Raw genomic sequence first — 12,185 nt, 5'->3', positions numbered from 1 at the left:
CGTGTTCGCTTAAGTCTTGTTTAACTTGTTCCGGGTAAAAGGGCTCACGATAAGGACAGTTGAGATGAATCGGCCCCGCTTGCTGCTGTTGTTGGGCCAAGGCATGGCCTAAGTGGGTGAGCATGGTTTGTGGTGGGCTGGCTAAACTGGGCTCGCTTAATTGCGCTTGATAGACTGGATAGTGGCTAAAAATGCCCTGCTGTTGAATCGCCTGATTGGCTCCCACGCCAATTAACTCGCTGGGGCGGTCGGCACTTAAAATCACCAAGGGCACGCCATTTTGCCTCGCTTCCACCACCGCTGGGTAAAGGTTGGCAACGGCACTGCCAGAGGTGGTAATTACGACCACCGCTTGTTGTTTGGCGCGGGCTAGCCCTAGGGCAAAAAAGCCTAAACCGCGTTCATCAAAATGACAATGGCTGATGCACTTCGGGTGCTGGGCCACCGCTAGGCTTAAGGGGGCTGAACGAGAACCGGGGGCAAGGCAAAAGTGCTTTATACCATGGCGAACACAGTCTTCTATTAGCCATTCGGCCCAAGCGATATTAATGTTTTTAATCAAGCAGTGCGTCCTCATCCACTAATTGCAAAATAGTGGCTATTTTGTGGTTTAGCTCTTGCCACTCTTGGGCAGCTTGCGAGCCCGCCACAATGCCCGCGCCAGCAAAGCTACTGAGTTGCTGGGGGCTGACTAAGGCGCTGCGGATGGCCACCGAAAATTCACTTTGAGCGCCGCTCAGCCAACCTACGGCGCCGGCATACCAGCCGCGGGCATAACCTTCATTTTTAAGAATAAACTCTACCGCAGAAGAACGCGGCAGGCCACCCACCGCTGGGGTTGGGTGCAGAGCTTGCAGCAACGAGCGGTCGGCTAGGGCGGGACTGATGCGCGCCTGAATGCGGCGTTTTAAATGCTGGACTCGGTCTAGTTTCACCAGTTCCAGTTGTTCTAGAGCATTAACATGCAGGCTTAACTCTTGCAGGCGGCGGCTTAAATCTTCTACCACCAATTGGTTTTCCAGTTGATTTTTCGCATCTTCCAGCAACAGTTGGCCCAGCTGCTGGTCTTGTTCCGGGCTGACGCCTCGCGGAGCGGTACCAGCCAGCGCTTCGCTGACCAGTTGGCTGCCTTCGCGTGAATATAAACGCTCTGGGCTGCAACCGAGAAAGCTGTTAATGCCATCAAACTGAAATAGAAAGCTATAACATTTAGGCTCTTTTTGCTGCCATTGTTGCAGCAGAGTAAAGGGGTTAATTTCGCCATTTAATTGAATAGAGGTTTGCCGTGACAAGACTACTTTGGCGGTGTGCTGCTGAAATTCATCACTGGTGACTTCATCAACCAGCTTTTGCCACTGTTGGGCATTGGGTTGATCTTGGCGGCTCAGCGCCTTGGTGGCATTTTCGGGTAAAGGGCGGCTGGGGCGCAGCGCAGCAAAGGCTTGTTTAATGCGCTGATATTCTAATTCGGGTTGTTGCTGGAAGTTGGCGTTAACGAACAGCCGCGTGTATTCACCATCGCAGCGGATCTCAAAGCGCGGAAGAATGAAACGGTGCTGCGGAAAGCTTGGCCACTGGGCGCTTTGTTGGGAAAAGGCGATGCCACCGTAAAAGCGTAATTGGTTATTGCTTTTATCTAGCTGCTCACTCACCGCTTGCAGTTGTTCAAGGTCTAATACCGATTTTGCCGCGCCAATAAAGGCGACTTGCTGGCGGTGTTTGTTCTTCCAATAACCGCGGGTAGTGTGTTGTTGCTGATTTAACCAAGCCAGCAAATCAAGCTTGTTGAGCTGAATACAAGCTTGCTGAAAACCTTGTTGCGGTGCTTGCCGAAGCTGGTCAATTAAGAATTGAAATTGGCTAGCCGATAGTCTCACTTAATCCATTCCTGCGGGAGATTAGCGTTTCAATGTAGCGGTTTTTAGCGCAACATTATAGTTAGATTTGGCTCTGCCTTGATGCTGAGCAATAATAGGCGCTAAGTTGTTATCGTTAATGTTGAATATTACTTTGAAATCATGGCTTCATGCGGCTCGTTTACGAACTCTGCCTTTGGCGAGCGCTTCGATTATTTTGGGTTCGGCTTTGGCCTATGCTCAACAGCAGTTTTTTTGGACGGTACTGGTTTTGGCCTTAGTCACCGCCTTGTTGCTGCAAATTTTATCTAATCTCGCTAACGATTACGGTGATGCTGAAAAGGGTCTCGACGACGATACTCGGCTTGGTCCCCAGCGGGCAATCCAAGCAGGCTTGTTATCGCGCCAGCAGATGCTGCGGGCGATTATTAGCGTGGCGGGCTTATCCATTGTTGCCGGCTTAGCATTACTTAGCGTCAGCTTGGGTAACAATGTTACCGCGTGGTTAGGTTTTATCGGTTTAGGCGGGCTTTCCATCATTGCAGCCATCGCCTATACCATGGGTTCTAAGCCCTACGGCTATCGCGGTTTTGGCGATATTAGCGTATTTATCTTCTTTGGTTTGCTGGGCGTGTTGGGTAGCTATTATCTACATACTCACCAGTTTGACCAGCGGGTGTTGATGCTGGCCGCGGCTAACGGCTTGTTAGCTACCGCGGTGCTAAATATTAATAATCTACGGGATTTTAAACCCGACCAACAAGCTGGCAAGCACACTCTAGCGGTACGTTTAGGCGAATACCGAGCCCGCTGTTACCATTTGGCCTTGGTGTATTCTGCTCTAGTATTGTTTGCGTTGGTGACTTGGTTGCAGGCTCCCCTTAGCTTGGCTTGGTTATTCATCTTGCCTGCGCTGGCCTTAATTAAAGTGAGTCATGCGGTATTTGTGGGTTATCAGGCGCAAGATCTTGACCAACAGCTACAGGCCACAGCAAAGTTGAGCTTTATCATTGCTTTAGTGTTTAGCGCCGGGGTTCAAATTAGCTGGTAGCGAGTAGCCCAGCAGGCTTATTTCGCCGCCATAGACAAAAAGCATTGAGCCAAGTCCTTTAGCTTTGCTAAGGTAGTGACAGAGACTTGGGAGGATCGCCAATGCGCAAGATAGGGAGTGTCTTGTTGCCAGCGTTGCTATGCTCGGTGCCAGTTGCGGCGGCTATTCAGCCGGCAAAATGGTATACCGCAGATGGCGTTGGCATTGTGCCCAGCATCGAAGTGATGGGCTTGTACGATAGCAATTTGACCAACAGGGAAAGCGATCAAATAGCTTCTTGGGGAACCGTAGTTTCCCCGGCCATTAGCGCTATTTCCGAACAACAAAAAAGTGCCTACTATGCCAGTTACCGCCTGATTTGGGGGGACTACGCCGACAGTAGCGCGGATAATTTTGTTGACCATAAGTTCCGTTTAGCCGGTGACTGGAAGTTTAGCGTCAGGCATCGCTTGAATCTGCGTTATGACTTTCAGCGCAACCATGAGCAACGTGGTGAGGGTATATCCTCAGGTGTGGGTGGTTCCATCGACGAACCAGTGCGTTACCGCTTAAATGTGCTGCGTGGTCTCTATGACTTTGGTGCAGCCAGCGCTAGCGCACAAGTTCAGCTAGAGGCCTTGCTGCGGCGTATCGACTATGAAAATTTTCGTGATTTCACTCAATTCCGAGATCGTAATGCCCTGCAAGGCAATGCCCGCTTTTTCTACCGGCTCTCTTCGGCGACGCGAATACTGGCCGAGCTGGGGGCGCTTAGCAGTGACTACCAACAACAGCAGGATGGCGTGGCCAGTCGAGATTTTAACGACCTAGCCGGGTTTGTGGGAGCCGACTGGGAAATCAGTGGAAGAACCAAGGGGCGGGCCAAACTAGGTTGGCAACGGCGTAACTTTGACCAAGGCGAGCGCGAACAATTTAGCGGCTTGAGTTGGTCGCTGGCGGCAGATTGGTCACCACGCAGTTATTCCCATTTCAGTCTAGAGGGGGGGCGCCAAGCCAAAGCGCCAGAGCAAGGCGGAGACGTGATTGACAATAACAAGTTGAGCGTTGACTGGGAGCATTACTGGTTAGAGCGTTTAGCCACTAACCTTACCTTGGCCTACGCGAACGATGACTACGTGGGCCTAGAGCGCAACGACAAAATATACGAAGGGCGAGTGGGTATTCGTTATCAATTTCGCCGCTGGTTAGAAGTGTCCTTATGGCAATTATGGCGCGATAAAGACTCAAACCAGAGCGGGGTGAGTTACGACAAACAAGTCACCAGCTTAAAGATTCGCATGAGTTTATAAGCTAGGCTGAGCCTCCATCACCAAGCCACCAGGGCTGACTACGCTTAGCCCTGGCGAGTCATCGCGCTGTATATTTATCGCGCCGTTTGTGAGATTTCGCTATTGTGGTTTAGTTTTATAGCTCCTATACTCGGCTCTCTTGTCGGAGTGCCGAAAGGCTGAGACCGCGGTTAGCAATAGCTACGTAGTGCGGGATCCGTATAACTTGATCAGGGTAATGCCTGCGCAGGGAACAAGATGAGTAATCCTATCTGTTTACTTTAGTTGCATCGCTTTTTGCTTAATGCAGCAGAGTGTCCGATTACTTTTCCTACATCCGACAAGCCTCATTGTTAAATTTTATTAAGAGGCCAGTCATGTCAAGACGCGAAAATCGAGCTGCAGCAGAGCAATACATCAATAATCTGCAAGGCCAACCCTTTCCTAATTCAGAAAAAATCTACGTTCAAGGTAGCCGAGACGATATTCAAGTGGCGATGCGCCAAATTAATCTCTCCGACAGCTTGGTCGGCGGCACCAAAGAGCAACCTAAATTTGAAGCCAACGAGCCGGTACGAGTATATGACTCTTCGGGCATTTACAGCGACGAGCAGGCCGAGCTAGACGTACATAAGGGCTTACCGCAGTTGCGTAAGGCTTGGATTGACGAGCGCGGCGATACCGAAGAACTCAGCGGCTTAAGTTCTAAGTTCTCTCAGCAGCGTCTTGCCGATGAAGGCTTGGACCATATTCGTTTTGAAAACCTGCCAACCCCACGTAAGGCCAAGCTCGGAAAAACTGTTACTCAGTTGCACTATGCTCGCCAAGGCATTGTGACGCCAGAAATGGAATACATTGCGATCCGTGAAAACATGGGCCGCGAAAAAATCCGCCAAGACTTGCTGGATCAGCAACAACCCGGTCACTCCTTTGGTGCGGCCTTGCCTGAGTACATTACCCCAGAATTTGTGCGTGACGAAGTGGCGCGCGGCCGAGCGATTATTCCGGCCAACATTAACCACGCTGAAGCCGAGCCGATGATCATTGGCCGTAACTTCTTGGTGAAGGTAAACGCCAATATCGGTAACTCGGCAGTCACCTCGTCGATTGAAGAAGAAGTTGAAAAGCTGGTTTGGGCGACTCGTTGGGGCGCGGATACGGTGATGGACTTATCCACTGGCCGTTATATTCACGAAACCCGCGAATGGGTGATTCGTAACTCGCCGGTGCCAATTGGTACGGTGCCCATTTATCAGGCCCTAGAAAAAGTCAACGGCATTGCTGAAGATCTCACTTGGGAAGTGTTTCGCGACACCCTGATTGAGCAAGCCGAGCAAGGGGTGGACTATTTCACCATTCATGCAGGGGTATTACTGCGTTATGTGCCTATGACGGCCAAACGGGTGACCGGCATTGTGTCGCGTGGTGGTTCGATTATGGCTAAGTGGTGTTTGGCCCATCACCAAGAAAGCTTCCTCTACGAGCATTTCCGCGATATTTGTGAAATTTGTGCCGCCTATGATGTATCGCTATCCTTGGGTGATGGCATGCGTCCTGGGTCGATTGCCGATGCCAACGATGAAGCGCAGTTTGCCGAATTGGAAACCCTGGGCGAGCTGACCAAGGTTGCTTGGGAATACGATGTACAGGTGATCATCGAAGGCCCTGGTCACGTGCCGATGCAAATGATCAAAGAGAACATGGAGAAGCAGCTAGAAGAGTGTCATGAAGCGCCGTTCTACACCCTTGGCCCGCTAATTACCGATATTTCTCCTGGTTACGACCACTTCTCTTCGGGGATTGGTGCGGCGATGATCGGCTGGTTTGGTTGCGCCATGCTGTGTTACGTCACCCCTAAAGAACATCTTGGTTTACCTAATAAAGATGATGTTAAACAAGGTCTTATTGCCTATAAAATTGCTGCTCATGCGGCCGATTTAGCCAAAGGCCACAGTGGCGCGCAAATTCGCGATAACGCCATGAGCAAGGCGCGTTTCGAATTCCGTTGGGAAGATCAATTCAACTTAGCCCTAGACCCAGATACCGCGCGTGCTTATCACGACGAAACCCTGCCGCAAGATTCAGCCAAGGTGGCGCATTTCTGCTCGATGTGTGGGCCGAAGTTCTGCTCGATGAAGATTTCTCAGGAAGTACGCGATTACGCCAATGACCTTGAAATTAAGTTGTTAGACGAGCCGCTAGCTGACTTGAGCTACGTAGCCGAAGGCATGGCGGAAAAGTCTGCCGAGTTTAGAGGCAAGGGCGCAGAAATTTATCACTCACCGCTACGCGCCGAGACCGCCGATGAACAATAAGTTTGTCGAGCAGCCCAGCCTGCGGCCGCAAATTTGGAGTATCGCCGGCAGCGATAGCTGCGGTGGTGCGGGTTTGCAGGCCGATTTACTGACCGCCCACGATTTAGCGGTGGACTGCGCCACAGCGGTGACCGCGATTACCGCGCAAAACATTCAAGGGGTGAGGGCGATACAGGCCTCGTCGGTGGAACTGTTAGCCGCCCAACTAGATGCCTTAGCCGAAACTAACCCGGCCAAGGTGATCAAAATTGGCATGTTGGGCAGCGCCGAGTTAGTGCAGCTGGTGGCAGATAAAATTGCCGGCTACAAGGCCAACTGGGCAGAACCGCCACTGGTGATTTGTGACCCAGTGCTGGTGGCCAGCTCCGGTGCTAGTTTAGCGCTAGAGGGAGTGATTGCTGCCTTGCCTGCTTTGTTTGCGCAAACCGATGTAGTGACGCCTAATGCCAGTGAGCTAGCCAGTTTAACCGGCATCGAGCTAAGCAGCGTGGCGGCGCTCAAGCAGGCTTGTCAGCAGCTGTTAGCGTTAGGGGTAAAAGCGGTGTGGGCTAAGGGCGGTCACAGTGAGATTACCCCAGACTTAGCGGTGGACTATTACAGCGACGGGCAGCGCGAGATTTTGCTATCCAGCCCTCGCTTAGATGCGCCGCACACTCACGGTACTGGCTGCACGTTGGCCTCGGCCTTGGCTTCGGCGCTAGCGCACGATTTTGCCATGGAAGATGCCTTGGTATTAGCCAAGGCCTATGTGTTTCAAGGGCTGAAACAGCTACAGGGGCGGGGCAACCTAGCTCACCTTGGCTGGCCGCAGCAGCGTAGTGATTTTCCGCGTGTGGAGTCGGCGCAAACCGCGCTAGGCCAATTGTTTGGTTTAGGCGAATCTTGGCCAGAAGCGGTGCCCTTTGCTCGCTGTGATACCAATCAGCTGGGTATTTACCCGGTGGTAGACAGCCTAGAGTGGATAGCGCGTTTGCTTAAATTAGGCGTGAAAACTCTGCAACTGCGGATCAAAGATAAAGCCGACAGTGAAGTGGAGGCCGATATTCAAGCCGCGATTGCACTGGGTCGGGATTATCAGGCGCGGCTGTTTATTAACGACTATTGGCAATTAGCGGTGAAACATGGCGCTTACGGGGTGCACTTGGGTCAAGAGGATCTAGAGGTAGCCGACTTAAGCGCCATTGCTGCGGCGGGTTTGCGCTTAGGTATTAGCACTCACGGTTATTTTGAATTGCTACGTGCCAGCCAGTTGCAACCCAGTTATATTGCTCTTGGGCATATTTTCCCCACTACCACCAAACAAATGCCGTCCAAGCCGCAGGGCTTGGCCAAGCTAAGCCGCTATGCGGCGTTAATGCAAGACTACCCCTTGGTAGCCATTGGCGGCATTGATCTGGAGCGCGCCAAGCAAGTATGGCAGTGTGGGGTAGGCAGTGTGGCGGTGGTACGAGCGATTACCGAAGCCAGTGATCCCGTTATTGCGCTAGCGGCGCTGCAGGCCATTGTTGAGCAGCCAATCGAGTAAAGGAAACACTATGAGTCAAAGCACATCCAAACCAGCAGCATTAAGCGATCAGGAATGCCTGCGCTACAGCCGTCACCTGTTACTCAAAGAGCTGGGTGAGGCGGGGCAGTTGAAACTGAAAAACGCTCAGGTCTTGCTAGTGGGGATGGGGGGCTTAGGCGCACCGGCGGCGCTGTATTTAGCCGCCGCAGGAGTAGGTAAATTGGTGATCGCCGATTTTGACCAGCTTGAGAGTTCTAACTTGCAGCGCCAGGTGTTATACCGCGAAGCCGATATTGAACAGCCTAAGGTAGTGGCCGCAAAACAGCAGTTACAGGCACTTAATTCCGCCGTGCAAGTACGTACCGTGCAGCGAAAAATGGATGCGATGCTGTTAGCGATGGAAGTGGCGCAGGCCGATGTGGTGCTCGATTGCAGCGACAATATCGCCACCCGTTATGCGGTGAATAAAGCCTGTGTCGAGGCCAAGGTGCCCTTGGTCAGTGGCGCCGCGGTGGCCTTTGATGGTCAGCTAATGGTATTTGACTTTCGCCAGCAGCCTCAGGGCTGTTATCACTGCCTGTTTCCTGATGCCAGTGAGCAACAGCTTAACTGCAGCAACGCTGGGATTTTAGGCCCGGTGGTGGGCACCATTGGCAGCCTACAGGCCTTAGAAACGCTGAAACTGCTGGCCGATATTCCCTCTGCTCAAGTGGGCCGTTTTTCCAGCTTTGATGCGCATAGTCTGGAGTGGTTCCATCTTAAGGTGAATGCCGATAGTGCCTGCCCAGTATGTGGAGAAGAGAAACAAGCATCATGATTACTATCGAATTTAATGGTGAGCGCCTAGAGCTTGCAGCCGCGCTCACTCTGCAACAGCTGCTAGAGCAGCAACAACACAACCCCAACGGCATCGCTGTGGTAGTAAACGGCAACATCGTTAGCCGCAGTGACTGGGCCAATACGCCGCTCAGCGAGCAGGCGAAAGTCAAAGTTTTTCGCGCGATTGCCGGCGGCTAGGAGAAGTAAAGATGTTAAGCATTGCAGATAAAAGTTTTACCAGTCGTTTGTTTACTGGAACCGGCAAATTTGCTACTTCCGAGTTAATGAGCCAAAGCATTCAAGCCAGTGGTAGCCAGTTGGTCACCATGGCGATGAAGCGTGTCGATGTGCAAGACCAAGACGACGATATACTTGCGCCCTTGGTTAAAGCCGGGGTGAATTTATTGCCCAATACTTCCGGTGCGCGTAATGCCGAGGAAGCGATATTTGCCGCCCAGTTAGCGCGTGAGGCGCTGAGCACCAACTGGGTAAAATTGGAAATCCACCCCGATCCCAAATATCTCATGCCAGATCCGATTGAAACACTAAAGGCCGCCGCCACTTTGGTGGAACAGGGCTTTGTGGTATTGCCTTACGTGCATGCCGATCCGGTGCTGTGTAAGCGCTTAGAAGATCTAGGCTGCGCAGCGGTGATGCCGCTAGGAGCGCCAATTGGCAGCAACAAAGGTTTACGTAGCCGCGATTTTCTAGAAATCATCATCGAGCAAGCTCGGGTACCGGTGGTGGTGGATGCTGGCATCGGCGCACCTTCGGATGCCGCCTTGGCGATGGAGCTAGGGGCAGATGCGGTATTGGTTAATACCGCGATGGCGGTGGCCAAAGATCCGGTGGCCATGGCTAAAGCCTTTGCCCAAGCGGTTGAAGCAGGACGCAGTGCCTACTTGGCCGGTTTAGGTGGGCAGTTACAGCAGGCGGAGGCGTCGAGCCCTTTAACTGCCTTTCTGGATGATTGATAAGGAGCTGGCATGAGTTTTTCGGAGCTATTGGCGCAGTATGATTGCGCCGAGGTACATCTGGCGATTAACAGTAAGTCGGCGGCCGATGTAGAGCGGGCGTTGGCCAAAGATAAGTTAGACTTGGACGACTTTCAAGCCTTAATTTCGCCAGCCGCAGAGCCCTATTTGGAGCAAATGGCGCAGCGCAGCCAGCGTATTACTCAACAGCGTTTTGGCAAAAACCAGCAGTTTTATATTCCACTGTATTTAAGCAATATGTGCAGTAATGTGTGTGATTATTGCGGTTTTTCTATGGGCAACAAAATTCGCCGAGTGACCTTGGACGAAGCCGCCATCGACGCCGAATTAGCAGCAATTAAACAACTTGGCTTTGATCATATTCTGCTGGTGACCGGAGAGTCGGAACGGCTGACCGGCATGACTTATTTTCGTAAGGTTCTGCCACGGGTAAAAGCGCTATTTAACCATGTTTCCATGGAAGTACAGCCTTTGGAGCAGGCCGAATATGAAGAGTTGATTAGCTTGGGTGTTGATGCGGTGATGGTTTATCAAGAAACCTATAACCGTCGTCGTTATGCCGAAGTGCATCATAAGGGCAAAAAGTGCGATTTTGATTTCCGTTTGGCCACGCCGGAGCGTTTAGGTGAAGCCGGGATCCGCAAAATTGGTATTGGCGCCTTAATTGGGCTGGATGAATGGCGCAGCGACTGCTTTTTTGCCGCCGCCCACTTACAGTATTTAGAACGCCGTTATTGGCGGAGTAAATTTTCCATTTCATTTCCGCGCTTACGCCCCTGTGAAGGCAGTTTTCAACCCAAATCTTTGATGACAGATAAGCAGTTAGTACAGCTAATTTGTGCTTATCGCTTATTTAATCACGATGTTGAGTTGTCGCTGTCGACCCGCGAATCGGAGCATTTTCGCAATCACGCCATTCCACTGGGCATTACCAGCATGAGCGCTTTTTCTAGCACTCAGCCCGGCGGTTATGCCGACTCTGCTGTTGAGGCGTTGGAGCAGTTTGAAATTAGCGACGATAGGCGCCCTGAAGAGGTGGCCGCTGCGGTACGTAAGGCCGGTTACCAAGTGGTGTGGAAAGACTGGGACAGGGTGATGGGCTAACTTGCTTTGGTTGGGCTCGACTAGATTTAGCTAAAATCAAAAAAATCGTGTTAGGCTAGGTGGCCAAAGCGCTGCGGCGCTAAATAGCGATAATTGAAGAGGTGAACGATGTTGAAAAACCTATTGCTGGTATTCACGTTGCTGATGGCCAGCCATGCGGCGATGGCCGAGAAGCAAGTGGTAGGCGCCGCCGAATATGTCAAAGTACTGGAAGCCGATTTGGCTTTTTTGAGTCGAGTGGATACCGGAGCCAGCAGTACCTCATTACATGCGGTGGATATGCATGTACTCGACGGGATAAACATCAATCCCGCAGACTACAGCGAGGCTGAGCAAAAGTCGGTGGTGCGGCCGAAGATGCGCAGCAATATTGGTAAGTACCTGCAATTTACTACCGAAAACGAGCAAGGCGAGCGACATCTTGGCAAGGCCAAAATTACCGATGTGGTGGCAGTGCGTAATTCGCAAGGTTTAGAGGTGCGTTATAAAGTGGCGCTGGCGGTAGCATGGCAGGGGCAGGCCAAAACCGTAGAAGTGAACCTGCGTAACCGCAGTAAAATGCACTATAAAATGCTGCTGGGGCGCAACTGGTTGGAAGGCGACTACTTAGTGGATGTAGAGCGCAATAAAAACTTAAAGTAGCTTAGGTTTTGAGTTTGAGAGAAAAGGGGCGAAGGCCCCTTTTTTGTTACGGTGTTATTCACTTGCTCTAGTCTGTTTAGCGACTTTACGCTTATAGCGCTTGGTATTGCCGCACAAAGCGGGCAAAGCGCGGTTTCCCCTTGCTGGTCAGCCCGTTATAACGGTAGTGCACCATGCTGCCTATGGCGGGTGGTTTAGCGCGCTGCTGTTCGGTTAGACCGCTGCCCAGTTTAAATAGCCGTCCTTGAGCATCTTTAACCACTAGGGCACCGACCACGTTTTGGTATTTGCCTTGTCCGGGGCTGTAGCCGACGACCTCGGCCTCGCCATCTTGATAGCTTTTATACTTAATCAAGGCTTTACTGCGTGTTGCCAGATAGAGCGCGTCGGGATCGCGCAACATCAGCCCTTCACCTCCTTGTTTGCTCAGCTCGTCTAATTGGTGTGTTAATTCTGCTGGCCCAGAGTAAGGGTGGTAAACCGGTAGCTGCAAAAACGGCTTACCCTCTACTAGCTGTTGCAAGCGTTGATAACGCTGGCGATAACTGCCTGCAGCATCGGGTAAGTCAAATACTATAAATTGCAGAGCTTGCCATTGCTCTGCAGAGGGGTTTTGCTGTTGGATTAA

Annotated in this window: 12 protein-coding genes and 1 riboswitch; of the genes, 9 read left to right on the top strand and 3 right to left on the bottom strand. The window is 51.7% G+C overall.

All coding sequences use genetic code 11. The features are described 5' to 3' along the window. Both menD and ACQY6Q_RS02490 read right to left on the bottom strand, forming a co-directional pair. Window positions 1-562: 2-succinyl-5-enolpyruvyl-6-hydroxy-3-cyclohexene-1-carboxylic-acid synthase (gene menD / locus ACQY6Q_RS02495; protein WP_427977476.1), on the bottom strand; the 562-nt coding region annotated here is incomplete at its 3' end. Next, window positions 555-1,877 carry an isochorismate synthase gene (locus ACQY6Q_RS02490; RefSeq protein WP_055733735.1) on the bottom strand — a complete coding sequence of 441 codons (1,323 nt, stop codon included), beginning with the start codon at window positions 1,875-1,877 and terminating at the stop codon, window positions 555-557. The genes ACQY6Q_RS02490 and menD, both read right to left, overlap by 8 nt. Window positions 1,878-1,995: 118 nt before the next feature. Here ACQY6Q_RS02490 and ACQY6Q_RS02485 point away from each other — a divergent pair, with 118 nt between their 5' ends. From ACQY6Q_RS02485 to ACQY6Q_RS02445, 9 genes are all read left to right on the top strand, one after another. Beyond that, window positions 1,996-2,907: a 1,4-dihydroxy-2-naphthoate polyprenyltransferase gene (locus ACQY6Q_RS02485; protein ID WP_427977474.1), complete on the top strand. Its 912-nt coding sequence runs from the start codon at window positions 1,996-1,998 to the stop codon at window positions 2,905-2,907. A gap of 101 nt (window positions 2,908-3,008) precedes the next feature. After that, the gene (locus ACQY6Q_RS02480) at window positions 3,009-4,196 is read left to right on the top strand and encodes an outer membrane beta-barrel protein (RefSeq protein WP_427977472.1); all 1,188 of its coding nucleotides are present in this window, start codon (window positions 3,009-3,011) and stop codon (window positions 4,194-4,196) included. Between the two features lie 133 nt (window positions 4,197-4,329). Further along, window positions 4,330-4,445: riboswitch (TPP riboswitch) on the top strand. A gap of 107 nt (window positions 4,446-4,552) precedes the next feature. Continuing rightward, window positions 4,553-6,490: a phosphomethylpyrimidine synthase ThiC gene (gene thiC, locus ACQY6Q_RS02475; RefSeq protein WP_427977469.1), complete on the top strand. Its 1,938-nt coding sequence runs from the start codon at window positions 4,553-4,555 to the stop codon at window positions 6,488-6,490. Further along, the gene (thiE, locus tag ACQY6Q_RS02470; RefSeq protein WP_427977467.1) at window positions 6,480-8,015 is read left to right on the top strand and encodes a thiamine phosphate synthase; all 1,536 of its coding nucleotides are present in this window, start codon (window positions 6,480-6,482) and stop codon (window positions 8,013-8,015) included. Before thiC ends, thiE begins: the two co-directional genes overlap by 11 nt. A 10-nt stretch (window positions 8,016-8,025) precedes the next feature. Beyond that, entirely contained in the window at window positions 8,026-8,814 is a 789-nt protein-coding gene (locus ACQY6Q_RS02465; protein WP_427977464.1) for a HesA/MoeB/ThiF family protein, read from the top strand. Then, complete coding sequence (gene thiS / locus ACQY6Q_RS02460; RefSeq protein ID WP_427977461.1) at window positions 8,811-9,014, top strand: sulfur carrier protein ThiS; 204 nt, start codon at window positions 8,811-8,813, stop codon at window positions 9,012-9,014. Before ACQY6Q_RS02465 ends, thiS begins: the two co-directional genes overlap by 4 nt. Before the next feature lie 11 nt (window positions 9,015-9,025). Next, on the top strand, window positions 9,026-9,790 hold the full coding sequence (locus ACQY6Q_RS02455; RefSeq protein WP_427977459.1) for a thiazole synthase: 765 nt from the start codon (window positions 9,026-9,028) through the stop codon (window positions 9,788-9,790). Between the two features lie 12 nt (window positions 9,791-9,802). Then, complete coding sequence (gene thiH, locus ACQY6Q_RS02450; RefSeq protein ID WP_427977457.1) at window positions 9,803-10,915, top strand: 2-iminoacetate synthase ThiH; 1,113 nt, start codon at window positions 9,803-9,805, stop codon at window positions 10,913-10,915. A 108-nt stretch (window positions 10,916-11,023) separates the two neighbouring features. Next, complete coding sequence (locus ACQY6Q_RS02445) at window positions 11,024-11,557, top strand: ATP-dependent zinc protease family protein (protein ID WP_427977455.1); 534 nt, start codon at window positions 11,024-11,026, stop codon at window positions 11,555-11,557. A gap of 91 nt (window positions 11,558-11,648) precedes the next feature. Here the strand turns inward: ACQY6Q_RS02445 and ACQY6Q_RS02440 are convergent. Continuing rightward, window positions 11,649-12,185, bottom strand: a 537-nt coding sequence (locus tag ACQY6Q_RS02440; RefSeq protein ID WP_427977453.1) for a DNA ligase, incomplete at its 5' end; no start/stop codon positions are given.

Origin of the sequence: Agarivorans sp. (assembly GCF_050295395.1) — a bacterium.
Taxonomy (GTDB): Bacteria; Pseudomonadota; Gammaproteobacteria; order Enterobacterales; family Celerinatantimonadaceae; genus Agarivorans.
Note: the sequence above shows the minus strand (reverse complement) of the source record. Positions and strands in the feature narration are given on the sequence as shown.